Source organism: Candidatus Afararchaeum irisae (assembly GCA_034190545.1).
Lineage (GTDB): Archaea > Halobacteriota > Halobacteria > Halobacteriales > Afararchaeaceae > Afararchaeum > Afararchaeum irisae.
Window position 1 is genome coordinate 1 of the sequence record JAXIOF010000019.1, and the last position, 18,010, is coordinate 18,010.

Annotated in this window: 23 protein-coding genes, 2 tRNA genes and 1 pseudogene; 9 read left to right on the top strand and 17 right to left on the bottom strand. The window is 55.9% G+C overall.

Going from position 1 to position 18,010, the window contains the following annotated elements:
- Positions 1 to 29: 29 nt before the first annotated feature.
- The 5 genes from SV253_02805 to thsA all read right to left on the bottom strand — a co-directional run bounded on the left by SV253_02805 (position 30) and on the right by thsA (position 4,395).
- Complete coding sequence (locus SV253_02805) at positions 30 to 347, bottom strand: NAD-binding protein (protein MDY6774999.1); 318 nt, start codon at positions 345 to 347, stop codon at positions 30 to 32.
- A gap of 70 nt (positions 348 to 417) precedes the next feature.
- Complete coding sequence (locus SV253_02810) at positions 418 to 828, bottom strand: NUDIX hydrolase (protein ID MDY6775000.1); 411 nt, start codon at positions 826 to 828, stop codon at positions 418 to 420.
- 15 nt (positions 829 to 843) lie between these two features.
- Positions 844 to 1,878, bottom strand: a complete 1,035-nt coding sequence (locus SV253_02815) for an ArsA family ATPase (GenBank protein MDY6775001.1) — start codon at positions 1,876 to 1,878, stop codon at positions 844 to 846.
- Positions 1,879 to 1,938: 60 nt separating this feature from the next.
- Positions 1,939 to 2,649 carry a hypothetical protein gene (locus SV253_02820; GenBank protein ID MDY6775002.1) on the bottom strand — a complete coding sequence of 237 codons (711 nt, stop codon included), beginning with the start codon at positions 2,647 to 2,649 and terminating at the stop codon, positions 1,939 to 1,941.
- A 96-nt stretch (positions 2,650 to 2,745) separates the two neighbouring features.
- Positions 2,746 to 4,395 (bottom strand): thermosome subunit alpha, encoded by a 1,650-nt coding sequence (gene thsA, locus SV253_02825; GenBank protein ID MDY6775003.1) that lies wholly within the window; start codon positions 4,393 to 4,395, stop codon positions 2,746 to 2,748.
- A gap of 108 nt (positions 4,396 to 4,503) precedes the next feature.
- Between thsA and SV253_02830 the strand changes: the two genes are divergently transcribed.
- The gene (locus SV253_02830) at positions 4,504 to 5,085 is read left to right on the top strand and encodes a metal-dependent hydrolase (protein ID MDY6775004.1); all 582 of its coding nucleotides are present in this window, start codon (positions 4,504 to 4,506) and stop codon (positions 5,083 to 5,085) included.
- 56 nt (positions 5,086 to 5,141) lie between these two features.
- Positions 5,142 to 6,233, top strand: a complete 1,092-nt coding sequence (locus tag SV253_02835) for a DUF373 family protein (protein ID MDY6775005.1) — start codon at positions 5,142 to 5,144, stop codon at positions 6,231 to 6,233.
- Positions 6,234 to 6,240: 7 nt separating this feature from the next.
- Here the strand turns inward: SV253_02835 and SV253_02840 are convergent, their stop codons facing one another.
- Positions 6,241 to 6,642, bottom strand: coding sequence for a rhodanese-like domain-containing protein (locus SV253_02840; GenBank protein ID MDY6775006.1), 402 nt, complete (start codon positions 6,640 to 6,642; stop codon positions 6,241 to 6,243).
- A gap of 194 nt (positions 6,643 to 6,836) precedes the next feature.
- Here SV253_02840 and lrp point away from each other — a divergent pair, with 194 nt between their 5' ends.
- The 4 genes from lrp to SV253_02860 are packed head-to-tail and all read left to right on the top strand — an operon-like array spanning position 6,837 to position 8,633.
- The gene (gene lrp, locus SV253_02845) at positions 6,837 to 7,289 is read left to right on the top strand and encodes an HTH-type transcriptional regulator Lrp (protein ID MDY6775007.1); all 453 of its coding nucleotides are present in this window, start codon (positions 6,837 to 6,839) and stop codon (positions 7,287 to 7,289) included.
- 38 nt (positions 7,290 to 7,327) lie between these two features.
- Positions 7,328 to 7,663, top strand: coding sequence for a (2Fe-2S) ferredoxin domain-containing protein (locus SV253_02850; GenBank protein ID MDY6775008.1), 336 nt, complete (start codon positions 7,328 to 7,330; stop codon positions 7,661 to 7,663).
- 40 nt (positions 7,664 to 7,703) lie between these two features.
- Positions 7,704 to 8,258, top strand: a complete 555-nt coding sequence (locus SV253_02855) for an FAD-dependent oxidoreductase (protein ID MDY6775009.1) — start codon at positions 7,704 to 7,706, stop codon at positions 8,256 to 8,258.
- 6 nt (positions 8,259 to 8,264) lie between these two features.
- Positions 8,265 to 8,633, top strand: coding sequence for a hypothetical protein (locus SV253_02860; protein MDY6775010.1), 369 nt, complete (start codon positions 8,265 to 8,267; stop codon positions 8,631 to 8,633).
- Here SV253_02860 and SV253_02865 read toward each other — a convergent pair.
- The 5 genes from SV253_02865 to SV253_02885 all read right to left on the bottom strand — a co-directional run bounded on the left by SV253_02865 (position 8,630) and on the right by SV253_02885 (position 11,541).
- Positions 8,630 to 9,172, bottom strand: coding sequence for a hypothetical protein (locus SV253_02865; protein MDY6775011.1), 543 nt, complete (start codon positions 9,170 to 9,172; stop codon positions 8,630 to 8,632). The genes SV253_02860 and SV253_02865 overlap by 4 nt on opposite strands.
- A 199-nt stretch (positions 9,173 to 9,371) precedes the next feature.
- A tRNA-Pro gene (locus SV253_02870) sits at positions 9,372 to 9,444 on the bottom strand.
- Positions 9,445 to 9,506: 62 nt separating this feature from the next.
- Positions 9,507 to 10,649, bottom strand: coding sequence for an aminotransferase class I/II-fold pyridoxal phosphate-dependent enzyme (locus SV253_02875; protein MDY6775012.1), 1,143 nt, complete (start codon positions 10,647 to 10,649; stop codon positions 9,507 to 9,509).
- Between the two features lie 20 nt (positions 10,650 to 10,669).
- The gene (locus tag SV253_02880; GenBank protein MDY6775013.1) at positions 10,670 to 11,158 is read right to left on the bottom strand and encodes an Lrp/AsnC family transcriptional regulator; all 489 of its coding nucleotides are present in this window, start codon (positions 11,156 to 11,158) and stop codon (positions 10,670 to 10,672) included.
- 62 nt (positions 11,159 to 11,220) lie between these two features.
- Positions 11,221 to 11,541 (bottom strand): hypothetical protein, encoded by a 321-nt coding sequence (locus SV253_02885; GenBank protein MDY6775014.1) that lies wholly within the window; start codon positions 11,539 to 11,541, stop codon positions 11,221 to 11,223.
- 115 nt (positions 11,542 to 11,656) lie between these two features.
- Here SV253_02885 and SV253_02890 point away from each other — a divergent pair.
- A tRNA-Thr gene (locus tag SV253_02890) sits at positions 11,657 to 11,729 on the top strand.
- A 182-nt stretch (positions 11,730 to 11,911) separates the two neighbouring features.
- On the opposite strand, the gene SV253_02895 is transcribed toward SV253_02890, so the two are convergent.
- The 4 genes and pseudogenes from SV253_02895 to SV253_02910 form a co-directional block, all read right to left on the bottom strand.
- The gene (locus SV253_02895; protein ID MDY6775015.1) at positions 11,912 to 12,067 is read right to left on the bottom strand and encodes a hypothetical protein; all 156 of its coding nucleotides are present in this window, start codon (positions 12,065 to 12,067) and stop codon (positions 11,912 to 11,914) included.
- Positions 12,067 to 12,291: a zinc ribbon domain-containing protein gene (locus SV253_02900; protein ID MDY6775016.1), complete on the bottom strand. Its 225-nt coding sequence runs from the start codon at positions 12,289 to 12,291 to the stop codon at positions 12,067 to 12,069. Before SV253_02900 ends, SV253_02895 begins: the two co-directional genes overlap by 1 nt.
- Before the next feature lie 179 nt (positions 12,292 to 12,470).
- A pseudogene (locus SV253_02905) lies at positions 12,471 to 12,965 on the bottom strand (hypothetical protein).
- Positions 12,966 to 13,009: 44 nt separating this feature from the next.
- The gene (locus SV253_02910) at positions 13,010 to 14,299 is read right to left on the bottom strand and encodes a transposase (protein ID MDY6775017.1); all 1,290 of its coding nucleotides are present in this window, start codon (positions 14,297 to 14,299) and stop codon (positions 13,010 to 13,012) included.
- A 391-nt stretch (positions 14,300 to 14,690) separates the two neighbouring features.
- On the opposite strand from SV253_02910, the gene SV253_02915 reads away from it, so the two are divergent.
- Entirely contained in the window at positions 14,691 to 15,140 is a 450-nt protein-coding gene (locus tag SV253_02915) for a DUF4149 domain-containing protein (protein ID MDY6775018.1), read from the top strand.
- A 93-nt stretch (positions 15,141 to 15,233) separates the two neighbouring features.
- On the top strand, positions 15,234 to 16,433 hold the full coding sequence (locus SV253_02920; GenBank protein ID MDY6775019.1) for a rhodanese-like domain-containing protein: 1,200 nt from the start codon (positions 15,234 to 15,236) through the stop codon (positions 16,431 to 16,433).
- A gap of 23 nt (positions 16,434 to 16,456) precedes the next feature.
- Here SV253_02920 and SV253_02925 read toward each other — a convergent pair whose 3' ends face one another.
- Together SV253_02925 and SV253_02930 are read right to left on the bottom strand one after the other, a co-directional pair.
- Complete coding sequence (locus SV253_02925; GenBank protein ID MDY6775020.1) at positions 16,457 to 17,227, bottom strand: inositol monophosphatase family protein; 771 nt, start codon at positions 17,225 to 17,227, stop codon at positions 16,457 to 16,459.
- A gap of 7 nt (positions 17,228 to 17,234) precedes the next feature.
- The gene (locus tag SV253_02930; GenBank protein ID MDY6775021.1) at positions 17,235 to 17,942 is read right to left on the bottom strand and encodes a HAMP domain-containing sensor histidine kinase; all 708 of its coding nucleotides are present in this window, start codon (positions 17,940 to 17,942) and stop codon (positions 17,235 to 17,237) included.
- Positions 17,943 to 18,010: the final 68 nt, after the last annotated feature.

An 18,010-nucleotide genomic window follows, 5' to 3' on the forward strand; every position in this document is an offset into this window, starting at 1 on the left:
ACTCGATCGAATCGAAGTTCCAGATGTCTTCACGTACTTATGTCCATGAGTATGAATATGTCCGGATTTGACTCCTTAGCCAGAAGACAGATCGCGAGATTAGTCTCTGGATTAGAGGTCAGAGCCGCAATTGCGTCCGCATTTTGTAGATCTGCTTGTTCGAGAATAGACGGATAGGTTGCATCCCCGCTGATAACGGTCGCAATCTGTTCAGCTCCTAACTCCTCGCTCCTTTCGGGGTTCCGCTCTATGAGTACGACAGTGTGACCCCGGTCGTTCAGGACAGTTGCGGTCTCAGTGCCTACTTGACCGCCACCTGCTACGATAATACGTTTATTCGTAGACATGTCGGAGTTGTTACTACACGATGACCGTATAAATAGTTCATCTCTCATACACGACTCCGCCTCTCTATATCTAAACCTCTGCGAGATCCAGAAGCCGACGAGTGTCGTCGTGGAGGTCTTCGAGTTCGTCTATCTCGTCGGGACTGAACCACTCGACGGTTCCGACGTCCGAGCCCGGTGTCGCGTCGGGGCTCGTCTCCTTCTTCGTCGCCTTGAAGTCGATGTAGACGACGTGTCTCTCCTCGTCGTCTAAGACGCGTGAGAAAGCCGGTATATGGTTTTGAATCTCGATCTCCAGGTTCGTCTCCTCACGCACCTCTCTCCTCGCTCCGTCTTCGAGACTCTCTCCGGCTTCGAGACCGCCCCCGGGACAGATCCATTCGCCCGACCAGAAGCCGTCCTTCTCGGAGACGTGCTTGACGAGTAGAACCTCGCCGTCGGGGTTTCTGACCACGGCACCCACAGCGACCCAGGTCTCCATCTCTGTCTCGTAGCTTTAGTCGACCTCTATCTCTTCTGCGACCGTTTCGAGCGACTCTATCCCCTGTACTTCGTCCTCAAGCAGGGGCACGTACTGTATTTCGAGGTCGCGGAACATCTCGTTCGCCTTGTCTATGTTCGACTCCTGTACCTCCCACCTCGACCTGCAGAAGTCACAGTCGTCGTTTATGTTCTCCATCACCTTGTTTATGACGACGGTTCTGACCGGAATCTCGAACCTCGAAAGACGTTCTATGAGTCTCTGTGTTTCGAGAACTGCCATCTTCTCGGGTATCATCACGACACGGAAGTCGGTTCTCCCGGGGTCACGTAACATCGAACGTACGCGTTCTATCCTGTCCTTTAGCTCGTCTAACTCGCCGAAGTCGGCTGTCTCAGGCTCGTCGTCGCCACCGAACATCCCCTTTACCGAGTCCATGAAGCCCTGGAACTGTGACCTGACCTTCATGACCTTGCCGACCATCGAGTCCATTATCTCGGGAAGCTTGAGGAGACGCAGTGTGTGTCCCGTCGGCGCGGTGTCGAAGACTATCCTGTCCCATCTCTCGGAGTCCATGTACTCCATAAACTTGTCCATCGCCGCCGCTTCGTCACTTCCGGGACCCATCATCTCCTCGCCTCCGAGGAGGTCTCCGAGACCATCCATGCCTCCCATACCTCCTAAGCCGCCGAGACCTCCTCCCATGCCTGCGCCCGCACCCGCGCCTTCTCCGGCTTCTGTGCCGGCACCCATGCCTTCCTCCCAGTCCTCGCCCTCACGTCCCTCGTCGGGTAGCATACCACCTTCGATCTTGTCACGGTACTCACTCATCGCCTCCTCGGGATCTATCTCGACAGCCCAGAGGTTGTCGAGTATCTCCTCGGGTCGGCTCGGAACCTCGGTGTCGAAGACGTCCGAGAGCGAGTGGGCGGGGTCTGTGCTCACGACGAGTGTCCTCTCGCCCTGTCTCGCTAGCTTGAGTGCCGTCGCCGCGGCGCACGTCGTCTTTCCTACGCCGCCTTTTCCTCCGTAGAGTATAAACTCTGCCATGGCGCGAGTTAGACGTGAGGAGTCAAGAATCTGTTTCTTCTCTCGTGGTAGCGTCGGATACTACGGACTCAGAGTCAGACCTCTGAGGTTGCCCCACTCAGCCGACGACTCTAAGTACTCTATCAGCGACGAGGGTCCGAGTTCGAGCACGTGTACTCCGAGTCTGTCGGCGGCGGATTCGAGGTACTCGTCGGTTTCGAGTGTCACTAGACAGTCGTGTACCTCTCTCTCGGGTGCTATGTCGGATATCCTCCCATGCTCGTAGGCGAGCTTTCCAACTGCGGTCTCGACATCGGTATCGTCCCCCACAGCCGTCTCGACGATCAGGAGACAGCCGTGTTCGGACTCCTCGTGTGACTCCGACTTGAGGAGGAGACTCACAGAGTTGTCTATCCCCCCGATACCGAGGTGTTTCCAGTCGGTGTCACCGCAGTCACCTTCGAGACCCGATCCGAGGACGACGTTGGGGTATCTCCTCAGGAGGTTCCTGACCTCCTCGTCGTTGAGTATGTGAGACTCGAGGCTCGTGAACCTCTCGACGAGACGGGAGAGAGAGACTGTGCTGATCTCGATTCCGGACTCCCTTACCTTCCCGAGGAGATCCTCGAATCCCCTGTGGGTCAGACTCGTATTGTCTGTTTCAAGGTAGGCTCCCGATGTGTTGGACCAGATCTTGTAGGTCTCGACTGCCTCTTCAAGGGTCACCCTCTCGTGGTCGGGGCTACTCACCGGACTACTCAGATGTTTCTGAGACGAACGAGATCTACTCATCACTCTTTTGGATAACGGGCAGACTTAAAATCCTTCTGGGGGCAACAAAGAAGAACGAACAGAAAAGTCAGGTTAAGTTACTTGGCGTGGTCGGCTTTACATCATGCCGCCCATTCCGCCGCCCATGCCGCCCATTCCGCCGGCTCCGCCGCCGGCTCCTCCGGGCATCTCCTCGTCTCCGCCGCTGGCTTCTCCGCCCGAGATTACGTCGTCGATGCGGAGTATCATGACGGCGGCTTCTGTCGCGGATTCGAGAGCCTGTGTCTTGACACGTAGTGGCTCTACGACTCCTTCTTCCTCCATGTCAGCGATGTCGCCTGTGTAGGCATCAAGACCCGAGCTGAAGTTGCCCGCGTCGTGCTCACTGCGGAGGTCGACTATCGAGTCTATGGGGTCAAGACCCGCGTTCTCGGCGAGCGTGTGGGGTATGACTTCGAGTGCGTCGGCGAATGCCTCGACTGCGAGCTGTTCCCTTCCACCGACCGAGTCGGCGTAGTCACGCAGCTCCATAGCGAGCTCGACCTCGGGCGCGCCTCCTCCGGGGACGACCTTACCTTCCTCGACCGTGACACGTACGACTCCGAGGCTGTCGTCGACTGCGCGCTCGACCTCGTCGACTACGTGCTCTGTTCCTCCGCGGAGTATCATCGAGACACTCTTGGGGTTCTCGCATTCCTCGACGAAGATCATGTCGTCGCCGCCTATGTTGCGCTCCTCGACCTTTCCGGCGTTTCCGAGGTCGTCTTCCTCTATCTCGTTGACGTTCGAGACGACCGTCGCGCCCGTCGAACGTGCGAGCTTGTCCATGTCGCTCGACTTCGCACGGCGGACTGCGAGTATGCCCTCCTTCGCGAGGTAGTGCTGCGCCATGTCGTCGATGCCCTTCTGACAGAAGACGACGTTCGCGCCCGTCTCCTTGATGTTGTCGACCATCTCTCTGAGCATCTTCTCCTCCTCGTCGAGGAAGCTCTGGAGCTGGTCGGGGCTCTGGACGTTTATCTCTGTGTCGACCTCTGTCTCCTGTACCTCTATCGCGGAGTCGACGAGGGCTATCTTCGCGTCCTCGACCTTGCCCGGCATGTTCGAGTGGACGCGGCTCTTGTCGACTATCATACCCTCGACGAGCTCGGAGTCCTCGGTTCCTCCGCCGACTACGGTCTCTATCTTGATGTTGTCGAGGTCTATGACACCGTCGTCCTCGACAGCCTGTACTGCGTCGACGACGAGCTGTCCAAGTGTGTCCTTCGCTGTCTCGGCACCCTTGCCCGTCATCGCAGTCTGGGCTATCTTGAGGAGTGTCTCTGTGTCGTCGGGGGTTACGTCGGTCGCCTTCTCGGAGAGGATCTCACGACCCTTAGAGACTGCGTCCCTGTATCCCGCTGCTATCGTCGTGGGATGTACGTCCTGGTCGAGGAGATCCTCAGCCTGCTTGAGGAGCTCTCCGGTGATGACGACCGCGGACGTGGTTCCGTCGCCCGTCTCGTCCTCCTGTGTGTTGGCGACCTCGACGATCATCTTCGCCGCGGGATGTTCGATGTCCATCTCGTCAAGAATAGTCACACCGTCGTTCGTAATCACGACGTCGCCGAGGTTGTCGACGAGCATCTTGTCCATTCCCTTCGGACCTAACGTCGTACGTACCGACTCGGCTACCGCCTTGCCTGCGCTGATATTCGAGCTCTGTGCGTCCTTACCCTGTGTTCTCTCGGACTCCTCGCTCAGAACGAGGACTGGCTGGTTTCCCATCGACATGTTCAGATTCACGTTTGTTTGTAGTTCTATAAAAAACTTTCTCTACACAGTCTCTGACCGACTTGAGTTAGACTTAAACCTCTCGAAGAACACTGTAAGGCGATGGGGAACTTCGAGACACACATGAGATGGGGAGTCGGGTCTTACATCTTCTTATGTGTATGTATAACAGGGATAGCAGTCTACAGAGGCACACAGATACCGTTTACGGGACTCGGAGCGGCTTTTCCTCTGACCCTCGCAGGTGCGGGATTTCCCGACATTGACCACCACTCGTCGAAGCCACACAGGTATCTAAAGAAAGCTGTCTTCGTGGTCTCGACGGCTCTCACAGCCTACGTCTTCTTCTCGGAGGGCAGGAGACTCAGGTTCGCGTTCGGAGACGTGCCACAAGAGGTCTTTACAGCCGGAGTCGGAGCCGTCTCGTCCCTCTTCGTAGGAACAGTAGCCTCGTACTCGGTGAGCTTCTTCCGACCCAGACACAGGGGTGTCACACACACCCTCTCAGCCGGACTCACAGTCAGTCTCGTTGTCGGAGCCGGAGTCTGGAGGCTGACCACGGAGGCTCTAGTCGGACTCGACCCGGCTCTCCTCGCGGGAGTCACATCCCTGGGATTCGCCTTCGGCTTCGGAAGCCATCTCCAGTGTGACGGCATGCTCCTAAGCCGCCTGCCGTCGTGCTAACTGTCAGCCGTCTTATAGATAACCCTTTTGTACCAACAGTCCGGATTACGACTTAGATGCTCCTGATCATCTGTGTTGACAGGGACGACGACATAGGCAGGAAGACGGGGATCGAGACGCCTGTCATCGGACGCGACCAGATCGAGGAGGTCGCACTTGAGTTCGGAACTGCCGACCCCGAGGACTCCGACCTCAACGCTCTCTTCGAGGCTATGCGTATCTACGACAACGAGGAGGGCGAGGCTGAGATAGTCGTCGTCACGGGAAGCGGCGAGTCACGTGTCGACTCAGACAGGGCGGTCGCCCAGCAGATAGACGAGGTTCTGGAGCACATAGACGCAGACTCCGCCGTCGTAGTCACAGACGGAGCCGAGGACGAGACTATAATTCCTCTTATTCAGTCGAGGCTCAAGATAGACGGTGTCAGCAGAACTATAGTCCGTCAGGCTCAGAACCTCGAAAACGCCTACTACATAACTAAACAGCTTCTCCGCGACCCCGAGACCCGGGGTACTATACTCGTCCCTATAGGTCTCCTTCTGATGATCTATCCCCTCAACCTCATAGCCGGAAGCCTCGGATACCCCGGTGTAGCCGTAGGTGTCACGAGCGGTCTCCTCGGTGTTTATCTTCTCATAAGAGGAGTAGGTCTCGACGACAAGGCGGAAGTTCTGTCCGAGAGGGTTCAGAGGGGAATATACAGCGGAAAGGTCAGCCTCATAACCTATCTCGTCGCGGGAGGTCTCCTCCTCATAGGGGTAGCGAGTGGCTTCAGTTCGGTCGAGTCCTACACGTCTTCTAGCTCGGAGGTCGTCGAGGGTCTTCTCCCGACCGTGATGGTGTTCATACGTGGATCGATACTCTGGCTCACCTTTAGCGGAATAGTGTCGAGCGTCGGAAGGATACTCGACGAGTACATAGAGAGCGACGAGTTCCCGTGGAGGTTCATGAACGCGCCCTTCTACATAGTCAGCATAGCACTCGTACTACGTGGAATAAGCGAGTTCCTCCTAGGAAACGTCTCGACAGTCTACTTAGTCGTCCTGTTCGTAGTCTCGATAGGAATAGGAACTACGAGCACAGTCCTCTTCGGCGGAATATCGTCGTCGGAGAAAGGCGTAGGCGACGAGGTAATTGAGATAGACTGACTACTTACTACTCAGGATCGACTTCCTCGACCTCTCCTCCCGACTCCTTCCAGTTGGAGAATCCGCCGTCGAGATGGGCTACGTCGTCGAATCCCATCTCCTGAAGCTTGTCGGTCGAGAGAGCCGACCTTCCGCCCTTGTTGCAGAAGAGGACTGTGCGTCTGTCCGGGTCGAAGAACTCCTTGTAGTACTCGGTCTCGGGATCCGCCCAGAACTCCAACATCCCCCTCGGCACGTTCTTCGATCCGGGGATTGTTCCGTCCCTCCAGACCTCACGTACGTCGCGGAGATCGACTACGAGACTGTCGTCGTCTTCGACCTCTTGCTTCATCTCGTCGAAAGAGACTGTCTCGACGTTCTCGTCGGCTTCCTCTGCCATGTCCCAGGCGTGCTTCTGTAGTTCTGCCATGTCAGAATATGAGGCAGACACGAGTATATAATTATCGTTATTAAACATAATTCTAGTACGGCTAACCCCGCGGCATCCCCGACCGCCTACCTAATACGGCTAGACTGACTGGCTGTCTTGTACTACTCCTGTCAAAATATAGGCGTCTAATCTCAAAACTTTTAAGATAATAAACGTCAGATACGGAGTTAAGGATGACTTACGAGAATCTTGACCTTAAAATAATAAATCTGTTGTTGGACGACGGACGAGCGAGCCTCAGAAGCTTAGCCGAGGAACTCGACGTCTCTGTCACGACTGTGAGTAACCATCTCCAGAGCATGGAGGACGAGGGCGTCATAAAGGGCTTCAAGCCCGTCCTCAACTACGACGAGCTAGGCTACGGCGTCACAGCGACCGTGATGATAAAGGCTGAGAGCGGAAGCCTTCCGGGTCTCACCGAAGACCTCAAGGAGATAGACTCGTTCCTCAGTGTCTACGAGGTCACGGGTGACTTCGACATAATCGCAGTAGGCAAGTTCAAGAGTACCGAGGACATGAACGACACCATAAAGGATCTTCTCAACAACCCCGACATAGCCGAGACAAACACCAACGTCATACTTGAGACGATAAAGGAAGACGCCGACATAGAGTTCGAGGTCTGATCGTCTCTTTTTAGGCACCAGGACTTCTCTGTCTTAGCATGAGAAAACGCACTCAAGAAGTCGTAGATGAGGGATTCACTGACCACGTTCTAGTCTGTACCAACAGCCGTGACTCGAACTACGCGTCGTGTTCGGAGGTCGGAGGAGAGGAGGTCTACGACGAGGTCGTCGACTGGCTCAAACAGAGAGGCGTCTTCTGGTCGAACGTCTACGTCGGAACAGTGTCGTGTATAGGTCTGTGTAGCAGAGACGGCGTCGCAGTCGCTATACAGCCGAGGAACGAGTGGTACTCCGACGTCAAACCCGACGACGTCCCCGATCTTATGTCGGAGGAGTTCGGCGACGACGCCGACGCACTCGGTGAGTCTGACTGACCGGGGCAAAGACTTTATGCTTCCTTAGGCTACTGACCCCATGTCAGTTTCAGCATCAGTTGCAGTCATAGGCGACGGAGCCACGGGTCTGAGCGCAGCCCTGCTTCTCGCGAAGAACGATGTCGACGTCGATGTCTTCGGAGAGGACGAGACGAAGCTCCACAAGGCTTACCTCTACAACTACCTCGGAATCGAGGAGATACACGGCTCTGACTTCGCCGAAGTTGGAAGACAGCAGTCCGAGAACTACGGAGCGGAGTTCCACGACGAGAGGGTAGAAGACGTCGAGAAAGACGACGACGGCTTTACTTTGACAGCCGGGTCAGGAGACGAGTACACAGCCGACTACGTCGTCTTAGCCACGGGTCTCGACGACGAGATTGCCGAGAAGATGGGTGTCGAGTTCGACGATGACGGGGGTGTCGAGATAGACACTGACTGCCGAACATCGGTAGACGGAGTCTACGCCGGCGGATGGATCGCACGTCCCGAGAAGATACAGGTCTCAATCTCGGCGGGAGACGGTGCTGTCGCCGCGCTCGACATACTCTCGGAGGAGAAGGGAGAGGCGTTCCACGACTTCGACGTTCCCTAAAAACAGATGCCACCTTTCGCATTCTCAAGCTCTCTCACGGCTTTCTTCGTCAGTCTTCTCGTGGGTGGGTTCGGAATATACGCTGGAGCCAGACTAATACTCTCCGAGGGGTCTTTCGTCAAGGCTGTCGTGACCGCTCTCGTAGGCGCGCTCGTCTGGGGAGTCGTGAGTCTGTTCGTCGGCTGGATACCTCTCGTGGGACCGGTTCTCACATTCCTCGCTTGGATGGGGGTCGTCAAGGGACGTTACGGAGTCGGATGGATAGAGGCGAGTCTCGTCGCTCTCGTCGCCTGGATCTCGTCTGTCTTCGCGCTCTATGTCCTATCAGCCCTCAGTATAGGACGTCTCTCCGCTGTGGGTATACCCGGAGTCTAGTGAAGAGTCCCCTCACGTACGTCGTAGTCGTGTGCAAACAGGGCGTAGCCGACCTCCGCAGTGCTGTATCCCGTCTCATCGGCGACCTCACGTATCTCGTCTATCATCGTACAGTAGTCGAAGGCGTCGAATGTCTCTTTCCTACCCTCTACGCGTCCGGCGCGTTCTAGCGACGCCCAGACACGGGTGTCGACGACTGCGTGTCTCTCGGGGTTGAGGGCTGTGGTGACACACGAAGCCGTCGGAGCCTTGAAGCCGTGGAGAGACGACACGAGACCTATCTGTGAGAAGTCGTCGCCGTCGTCTTCGAGGTCGAGGACGTTCTGGGTGACTTCGACACAGATTTCGTCGGGGTTGCGATGGACGTGGTAAGCACTCCGAGTCGACGACTCGTAGGCTATCTCGTAGAGGTCGTCCTGTCTGAGATGTCCCTGTTCACGGTACTTCTCTCCGAACTCCTCGAGGTTCTCGGGAAGAACTCCCTGTGTCTCGCCGTAGACGCCGAGGTACTTGTCTATGAGTCCCGAGTCTATCTGCATAGATAGGATGAGGGTATCCGGAGTCAAATAGATGGAGGACTCGATGGTTTCACTCGAAAAAGAAAAAAACCCATTCGAGTACTGGGAAAGCCCGGATTTGAACTTTGGTCGTTCCGTTCGGCGTCCTCACTCCACTCACGAGTTCAAATCCATTTCGGTTCGCCCACTTGAAAAAGAAAAACCCATTCGAGTACTGTACTGGGAAAGCCCGGATTTGAACCGGGGTCCACACGTCCCAAACGTGCGAGGATACCAAGCTACCCTACTTTCCCTTACACAATAAACTCGGACGTCTACCTTGTGCTTTTTGCTTTGACGTCCGAACGGATGGGACTTAGACGAACTCCTCTATCCTGTCGAGAGCCTCTTTGAGTTCGTCGAGACCCGTCGCGTATGAGACACGTAGATGACCCTCGCCACTCTCACCGAATACCCTACCCGGAACGACGGCGACCTTCTTCTCCTTGAGAAGATCCTCGGCGAACTCCTCGTCGTCGTAGGGCGACTCGGGGAAGAGGTAGAAGGCACCCTCGGCGGTGAAACAGTCGATGCCCATCTCCTCGAAACGTGAGAGGACATAACGCCGTCTCCTGTTGTACTCACGTCTCATCTCAGCGACGTCGTCGTCACACGATTCGAGGGCATCGATCGCTGCGTACTGCGCCGTCGTCGGAGCCGAGAGCATCGTGTACTGGTGTATCCGGTTCATCGCGTCGATGACCTCGGAGGGACCGAGTGCGTAGCCGAGACGTAGACCAGTCATCGCATAAGCCTTCGAGAAGCCGTTGAATACTACGGTGCGTTCTCTCATGCCGTCGAGAGTCGCTATCGAGGCGTGGTCTCCTCCGTCTTCGCCCCCGTATGTCAGGTCGGCGTAGACCTCGTCGGAGACGACAGTTATGTCGTTCTCGCGCGCGAAGTCGGCTACTTCCCTCAGTTCTTCCTCAGTCATCACGGCTCCTGTGGGGTTGTTGGGGTAACAGATTATGAGAACCTCGGCGTCTTCGGCACCCGCTTCTTCGAGGTCTTCGTAACGTAGCTTGAAGTCGTTCTCAAGACGTGTCGGAACCCTGAGAGGCTCACCCCCTGAGAATATCACTCCCGGGACGTAAGAGACGTACGACGGCTCGGCGACTGCGACTGTGTCGCCCGGGTCGACGAGGGCTCTCAGAGCGAGGTCGGCAGCCTCACTCACTCCCGTAGTCACGAGTATCTCGTCGTCGGCTGCGTATTCGAGACCGTACTCCGAGACCTTCCGGGATACCGCCTCACGTAGCTCACGTTTTCCTCTGTTCGTAGTGTACGAGGTCTGTCCACGTTCTAGCGACTCTATCGCCGCCTCCCTCGCCGACCACGGCGCTGAGAAGTCGGGCTCCCCGACTCCAAGGGATATGACGTCGTCCATCTCCTCTGCGAGTTCGAAGAAACGACGGATCCCCGACGGAGGAACCTGTCTCGCCCTTTCGGATATGTCCATCTTCTCTCCTCCGTAGTTAGTTAGGGTGAGACCGAAAGACGGTCGTCGTCGTGTGAGTCGGTGAGTTCGGTTCCTCCCTCCTTGTAAGTCCTCATTATGAGATGGGTGACGGTCTGTGTGACCTCGGGAACCGGAGCGATCTTCTCGCTCACGAAGTTCGAGATCTCAGCCATCGACTCCGCCTCGACTTCTAAGGCGAAGTCGTAGTTGCCGCTCACGAGCTTGAGCGAATGTACCTTCGAGAACTTGCTTATACGCCGAGCGACGTCGTCGTAGCTCGTCTCCCGGTCGAGTGTGACATTGAGCTCTATCATAGCCCTGACGTACTCGCCCTCTATCTCCTCCCAGTCGACTATAGCCTGGTAGCCACGTATGATGCCCTCGTCCTCCATCTCGTCTATGAGGCTCTCGACCCTGTCCTCGTCGAGACCCGTGAGACGCGCTAGATCCTCAGAAGACAGACGCGCGTTCTTAGATAATGCCTCTATCAGGTCTCTTCTCTTGGTCATACAGAAGACGGAAAGCTAAAAGACAAAAAGCTTGCTATACTCACGCCACGGAGACGAAACCACTACGACCCACCGAGGTTTCTGAGCTCGCCGACGACTTCCTCGTGGGTCTTGTTGAGACCTCCGGCGACCTCAAGGAAGGTAGATATAGAGCCCTCCTCGTCAGACGGGAACGCACATACCTCTCTGTCGTCACCGTACGACTCCTTCTCGTCGACCACGAAGTACTCAGTCTCTACTGTCATTACGTTGTCTACCGCCGAACACACCGGGTGCTTTACCTCGGCGGGTTCGTCTAGCTTCACGAGCCATGCGTCCTCACGTTCTTCGAGACCTTTCTTTATTATCCTCGGCATGCTATCCCCTGTTTTTGGTTTCTTCATTATTATTCCTGTGGCTAGTCTTATTTATATCTATCTGATTTTTTATGAACTTCTGAACCCTTCTCCTGATCCAAATAAAAATCTTCTTTACGCCGAACCTCCTACTCGAAGCCGCGCCTCGGTAGCTCAGAGGTAGAGCGCGTCATTGGTAATGACGAGGTTCGCGGGTTCAAATCCCGCCCGAGGCTTCGCTAAACCGAGTTTAGCGTGCCTCAAGCGGTCTGAACTAGGGAAGGAACTGACCGGGTTCAAATCCCGCCCGAGGCTTCGCTAAACCGATTAGATTAGTAAACAGATGCGACTTTTCTAGAATATCGGAGTCAGACATATCGGAGTCAGACCCGCAGCGAAACTACGGCTGAAAGCCGTCTTAGTCATCGTCATTTCTCCCTGTGTCCCTGCGTGCTACCTTCTCGGCTTTCCGGCGATCCACCGTGTCGCGGTCTTTGTACTCGGATCGGACGAGGAAGTAAAGTATCAAAGGACCGAGAACGAGGATCGCCACCACGAACGGTATGGCTACCATCAGCCGAGGAAGATATCGACTATGTCGCTCGCTCCCGAGGTCGTGTCACGGTAGAGTTCGGAGTAGCCACAGTTCGTACACGTAACGACCTTGAAGCTGTTTGTCTGTATGTCGAACATCTTCGAGAGACCTCCCCCCGTCGTCGAGATCTTCCCGACGTCTGTGCCTGTGTGACCACATTTCGGACAGCCGCGTTCGGTGTCTGGTTCCGGGGCGGAATCCATACACGTCATATACCGACAACTTTCTAAGCATTTGTGGAGAGTACCAGACATGCCTCTGTGTCCGAGATGCCGGCGAAACGAGAACCCGAAAGACGAGACGAGACGAGACAGATGCCCGAGATGAGGGTGGGATGTCGGAAAAGGAGATGTGACCGGTGCGGCAAGAAGTACTGATCCCTCTATCCTCTCTTCTCTTCCCTGTCTTCGAGGAGACTCGTTATACCTCCTATGACGTCGGTGAGGTAAGCCGTGCCCCAGATTCCGACGATCACACCCCCCACTATGTCGAATATCAGGTCTTTCATGGTGTCTTCGAGGCTGTACTGGGTCAGAAGGGTCTGACCTGTCGCCTCTCCGACTTTCTCGACACCGAACTCCAGAACCTCCCATGTGACACCGAAGGCGACCACGAAGATCAGGACGAACACGAACGTCAGCCGCGGCGGTATCTCGACTTCGTCGGAGTGTATGTCGAGGGCGCGAACCGTCGAGTACCCCGCTCCTGCGACCACCGCGGCTGAGAGGGTGTGAGTGACGTGATCCCACCACCATACCGACGAGTAGGGTCCGAGTGTTCCGACTGCGTGGAGGAAGACCGCGCTAGTTATCCAGAGCGTTAGCCTCGCGTCCATGGGTATCTCGTAGTCGCGTTCGAGAGCAGATGGTAGGAAGGTATAAGACCTTAGCTTGGGCTGTTCACTCAGTGAACTACCCTACCCTACTCGCTCACGGCTGACGCCGTTCGCTCCTTGAGGGTAGGGCTTCCTGTTTGCACGACGCACTTTGCAGACACCGAATTGGTGTCCGTAGGGAGCGCAGTCTCCACAGGCGTTAACGAGAGCTTCGCTCTCGTTCGCACATCAGAATCGCAGAGCGATTCTGAGGACGTTGATTCGGAGTGTCCCACTCCTACATCTTGTAGACCGCGAGAAAGGATGTTCCACGCCGCGTTCGCGTCTCTATCCGCTTCAAACCCACAGGACGGACAAGAGTGTTCCCGCAACCACAGCGGTTTATCAGTCTTGACACCACAGGACGCACACTCTTTCGTCGTTCCGCCGGGTTTCACCGCGACGAAGTGCGTTCCTTCGCGTTCACACTTGTATTCGAGCATCCGCAGGAAGGTTCCCCACGCCGCACCTGCGCGGTTCCGTGAGTTACCCGGCAGTTCGACCAGTCCTTTTGCGTCCAAGTCCTCCACAGCCACCAAGTCGTACTCGGTAGCGTAGTAGTTCGACAACTTGTGGAGGAAGTCACGACGCTTTCGCTTCAACTCGGCGTGGCGTTCAGCCACGACTTTTCGTTGTTTCTCCCAGTTTGCAGAACCGTGTTCCTTCCGTGAAAGGTCACGTTGAGCGCGTTCCAAGCGTTCACGTTCGCCGGACAGGTCAAGCGAGCAGACCGCCGTGCCGTCCGTATCGTGAGCGTACTTGAGAATTCCTACGTCGATGCCGACGCACTTCTCGGGGTTCTCAGGTTTCTCGGGCGTGGCTTCGTCCACGTCGATGCCGAACGTGGCGAACCACTCTCCCGTGGGTTCTCGTTTGACCGTGACTTGTTTGATGGTGGCGTTCTCGGGAATGTCTCGGTGGAGGTGAATCGGAATCTCACCGAGTTTGCTCAACCACAGAACAGGCCGACCACTCGTGTTCTTGAGTTTGAAGCCGGACTGATTGTAGGTGAGCGACCGATACTCTCGTGGCGGTTTCCACTTGAGCATCCCCACGGCGCGTCCGTTCTCCTTCTGTGTTTTCAGTCTGGAGAGGTTGTCGTAGACACGCTTGACGACCATCTGTAACACTTTCGAGTGAATAGCGTTCAGGTCGTCCCACCACTCTTTGAGGTCAGGAAGCGTGTTCTGTACTTCGTATTGAGCGGGAATCTCGTCTGCCTCGTTGACTTTGTGGAGGACGTGGTTGTAGAGTTGTCTACAAGTATCGACGTGGTGTAGAAGCGTCTCTGTGAGGGCTTCTGATGGGTTGAGTCGATACTTGTAGTTGTAGTGCATCTATGATTCTCGCTCCTCGATAAGTTCGTCCAGTTTCTCTTGGACGAACGAGGAGAGGTTCAGATGGTTGTGTTGAATCCACTCCTCTTGATCCTCACGGATAGAGATGGTTTTTCGCGTTGCCACATCATAAGATATGTAATTTGCATACAAGTAGTTTGTGGATGGCGTGGGCCTGTGGGCCGGTTGTCGCAGAGTGTTTGAGAGACGAAGACGGCGCTGTATCCCCTCCCTACTGTGCTACTCGGTCGCTCCGCTCCCTGCGTTGTGTTGAAAATCGGAGATTTTCATACGTATGCGAATCTCTGATTCGCAACACTCCTTGAGGAAGGGGACTTAGCGTCTGCGTTAAAACTAAGACCGAACAGACTGTAGTTAGTATGAGTAAGCGATGACATACGCCGAAAGCCTTCTGCGTCTCGTGGTCGACACGTCACTCGGGGTCTGGCTCGGTGAGATAACTTTCTTCTCCTTCGTCGCCGCCCCACGTATATTCGGGGAGCTCGAACGCGACAGAGCCGGAGACGTAGTCAACTCGATATTCCCGACTTACTACCTCATAGGAGTACTCCTCGGCTCAGTCACGGTCGTCTCGTCGGTCGCACTCGGAGTCCTTAACGGCTTCACACCCACCGTGTCTGTCGTGGTCGGCGCGGGAGTCTTAGGTGGAGCCATCAACCTCTACGCTCGCCAGGTTCTTATCCCCAAGATAAAGGGGAACGACAAGTCACGTGACGACCCAGACACAGACGCCTTCGAGAGGTACCACGGTCTCTCGGTCAAGCTAAACGGAGTCGTCCTCGTCGCAGTCGGAGTCGGTCTCGTGGCGTCGCACTTGTGATGAGACAGCTACTACCCACGTAGTCTCCCTCAGATATGAGGAAGGTTTATAAATCATACCGTGTTAGTTCTTGCCAGGTGGGGTTGTTAAACATTGACATCCAACGTTGATAAGAGAGAAGCCGACAGAAGCATGACTGCCGAGAAGCTCAGAGACGAGATCGACGCGGGGGAAGACATCAGTATAGTCGATGTACGTTTCGAGGACGAGTTCGAGGACTGGAGGATTCCGGGCTCCGAAAACATTCCTTTCATGGACATAGAGGAAGAGCCCGACGAGTACGCCGACGAGATTCCCGAGGACAAGCCCGTCTACATGGTCTGTGCCAAGGGAGGATCTTCGGGATACGCCGCCGACATGATGGACGAGAGAGGACACGACAACGTCTACAACGTCGAGGGCGGCATGGAGGCATGGAGCGCGGTCTACGACGTCGTGGATCTCGACATAGGCGACGACGACGTCGACGTCAAACAGGTACAGAGACGCGCGAAGGGCTGTCTGAGCTACGTCGTGGGTGACAAGGAGTCGGGAACTGCAGCCGTCATAGACGCGACACAGCACACAGAAGAGTTCAAAGACATAGCCGAGGAAAACGGCTACGAGATCACACACGTACTCGACACACATATCCACGCAGACCATCTCTCGGGCGGAGAGGATCTCGCACACGAGGTCGACGCGACTTACTACCTTCCCGAGGGAGCCCCCGAGAGAGGTGCCGAGGGTGACTTCGAGACCCTGGGAGACGGAGAGGTACTCGAAGTCGGTGACAGTCTCGAAATTGAGGGTGTACACGCTCCGGGACACACGACCGACATAATGAACTACCTCATAAACGGAGAGGCTCTCGCGACGGGAGACACTATCTTCGTCGAGTCGATAGGACGTCCCGACCTCGAAGGAGGAGACGAGGGTGCCGAGGACTTCGCCCACAGACAGTACGAGACGATACACGAGAGGATACTCTCTCTCGACAACGATACCGTTATACTCCCTGGACATTTCTCTGTGGGAGCCGACGGAGAGGCGATCGGGGTCGAGTTCGCCGAGCCAATGGTCACGACAGTAGGAGAACTCAAGGAGGAGAACCCTGTTCTACAGATGGACGAGGACGACTTCGTCGAGTCGCTCCTGAGTGACATGCCGTCACGTCCCTCGAACTACACCGACATAATCGAGACCAACCTCGGACAGAACGAGATAGAGGACGAGGAAGAGGCTATAAACCTCGAACTCGGTCCCAACAACTGTGCGGCGAGCCAGGACGACATGACTGCCGACGCCGACTAAGTAGGAGTAGATAGAGTGTCTTTCTATTCTTCGTAGAGATCGAGTACCTGTCTGTGTATCTCGGTGTTAGTCGCTACTATGTCTCCCGTCCCGAAGTAGGAGTCGCCTCCTTCGAGATCAGTGACCGTACCTCCCGCCTCCTCGACTATAAGAGACCCCGCGGCGACGTCCCAAGGGCTGAGGAACCTCTCGTAGAATCCGTCGAGGACGCCCGACGCGACTAAGACGAGGTCGGTAGCCGCCGATCCCATCCTTCTCACACCGTGGCTCTCGGATATAACCGTCCTGAGAGCCGACATCAGAGCCTCGTCATCGACCGACTCACGTGAAAATCCCGTGGCTATCACCGACTCCTCTAACTCGGAGTTCGACGAGACCGAAATCTCTTCGCCGTTGAGGTAGGCACCGTCGCCCTTCGATGCTGTGTATACGTCGTCAGTCGGCGTGTGGTAGACGACGCCGTCTCGGATCTCTCCGTCGACTTCGTGGGCTACCGAGACTGCGTAATGGGGCACTCCGTGGACGTAGTTCGTGGTTCCGTCGAGAGGGTCTATTACCCATCTGTGGTCGGAGTCGTCTCCTTCCTCGCCTTCCTCCTCTGCGAGTACGGAGTGGTCGGGGTACTCGTCGAGGAGCGACTCACGTACCGTCTTCTCGCATCTGTAGTCTATCTCGGTGACTAGGTCGCGGCGACCCTTGTAGCCGTGGTCTGTAGTCCGTCTCGCGCTGTTTTCGGTCTGTATCTTCGCGGCTTCCTCGGCGGCTTCGACTGCGGCGTGTATGTACTCGTTCATGTACCTCTTACCGTGTCGAACCACTTGACTCGGTGGGTTTTCGGAGCCAGACCTCGACCGTGGTTCCCTCGTCGGTGACGTCGAACTCGATACTCCCGTCGGATCTCTCGACGACCCAGTTGGCTATCCAGAGACCGAGACCGCTCGCGTGTGAGACGGGGTCGATCTCCTTCTCTCCCGTCACGACGTCGATCTCGTCCTGTGGAATACCCGATCCGTTGTCCGACACAGTAACTACGGCTCTGTTGTCGTGTTTCTCGACACCGACCTCGACCCGCGGCTCCGACGAGTCGTTGTGTTCGACCGCGTTTTCGAGTATCTCCCTGAAGGCGGCGTCGACGGATTCGATGGCGTAGACGGTGACAGAGTCGGGAATCTCGGACAGTACTTCCACCCCTTGACTGTCGTCTCTGAGACTACTGACCTCCGATTCGAGAACTTCGGCTATATCTGTCCTTCTGAGACTCGTCTCCTTCTCGACGAGAACCTCGTCGATCTTACGCGCCTTCTCGGCGTGTCCGAGGAGTGTCTTGACGGTCTCGACTATACGTCCGGCTTTCTCCTTCTCGTCATCCGCGAGGCTGGCTTGTAAGTCCTGGGCGTAACCCATGACTATGTTCATCTTGTTCCGGAGGTTGTGGCGCAGGACACGGTCGAGTACCTTGATCTGCTGTTCCTGTTCCTTCTCGTGGGATATGTCACGCAGAATACCCACCGACCCGCGGAAGGCATTCGTCTTTAGCTAAGACTCACACCTCGGTTGCGTAGCGGTAACTAGCGTCT

Coding starts and splice junctions, on each gene's coding strand:
- SV253_02805 (MDY6774999.1), bottom strand. CDS start 347: ATGTCTACGAATAAACGTATTATCGTAGCAGGTGGCGGTCAAGTAGGC.
- SV253_02810 (MDY6775000.1), bottom strand. CDS start 828: ATGGAGACCTGGGTCGCTGTGGGTGCCGTGGTCAGAAACCCCGACGGC.
- SV253_02815 (MDY6775001.1), bottom strand. CDS start 1,878: ATGGCAGAGTTTATACTCTACGGAGGAAAAGGCGGCGTAGGAAAGACG.
- SV253_02820 (MDY6775002.1), bottom strand. CDS start 2,649: ATGAGTAGATCTCGTTCGTCTCAGAAACATCTGAGTAGTCCGGTGAGT.
- thsA (MDY6775003.1), bottom strand. CDS start 4,395: ATGGGAAACCAGCCAGTCCTCGTTCTGAGCGAGGAGTCCGAGAGAACA.
- SV253_02830 (MDY6775004.1), top strand. CDS start 4,504: ATGGGGAACTTCGAGACACACATGAGATGGGGAGTCGGGTCTTACATC.
- SV253_02835 (MDY6775005.1), top strand. CDS start 5,142: ATGCTCCTGATCATCTGTGTTGACAGGGACGACGACATAGGCAGGAAG.
- SV253_02840 (MDY6775006.1), bottom strand. CDS start 6,642: ATGGCAGAACTACAGAAGCACGCCTGGGACATGGCAGAGGAAGCCGAC.
- lrp (MDY6775007.1), top strand. CDS start 6,837: ATGACTTACGAGAATCTTGACCTTAAAATAATAAATCTGTTGTTGGAC.
- SV253_02850 (MDY6775008.1), top strand. CDS start 7,328: ATGAGAAAACGCACTCAAGAAGTCGTAGATGAGGGATTCACTGACCAC.
- SV253_02855 (MDY6775009.1), top strand. CDS start 7,704: ATGTCAGTTTCAGCATCAGTTGCAGTCATAGGCGACGGAGCCACGGGT.
- SV253_02860 (MDY6775010.1), top strand. CDS start 8,265: ATGCCACCTTTCGCATTCTCAAGCTCTCTCACGGCTTTCTTCGTCAGT.
- SV253_02865 (MDY6775011.1), bottom strand. CDS start 9,172: ATGCAGATAGACTCGGGACTCATAGACAAGTACCTCGGCGTCTACGGC.
- SV253_02875 (MDY6775012.1), bottom strand. CDS start 10,649: ATGGACATATCCGAAAGGGCGAGACAGGTTCCTCCGTCGGGGATCCGT.
- SV253_02880 (MDY6775013.1), bottom strand. CDS start 11,158: ATGACCAAGAGAAGAGACCTGATAGAGGCATTATCTAAGAACGCGCGT.
- SV253_02885 (MDY6775014.1), bottom strand. CDS start 11,541: ATGAAGAAACCAAAAACAGGGGATAGCATGCCGAGGATAATAAAGAAA.
- SV253_02895 (MDY6775015.1), bottom strand. CDS start 12,067: ATGGTAGCCATACCGTTCGTGGTGGCGATCCTCGTTCTCGGTCCTTTG.
- SV253_02900 (MDY6775016.1), bottom strand. CDS start 12,291: ATGGATTCCGCCCCGGAACCAGACACCGAACGCGGCTGTCCGAAATGT.
- SV253_02910 (MDY6775017.1), bottom strand. CDS start 14,299: ATGCACTACAACTACAAGTATCGACTCAACCCATCAGAAGCCCTCACA.
- SV253_02915 (MDY6775018.1), top strand. CDS start 14,691: ATGACATACGCCGAAAGCCTTCTGCGTCTCGTGGTCGACACGTCACTC.
- SV253_02925 (MDY6775020.1), bottom strand. CDS start 17,227: ATGAACGAGTACATACACGCCGCAGTCGAAGCCGCCGAGGAAGCCGCG.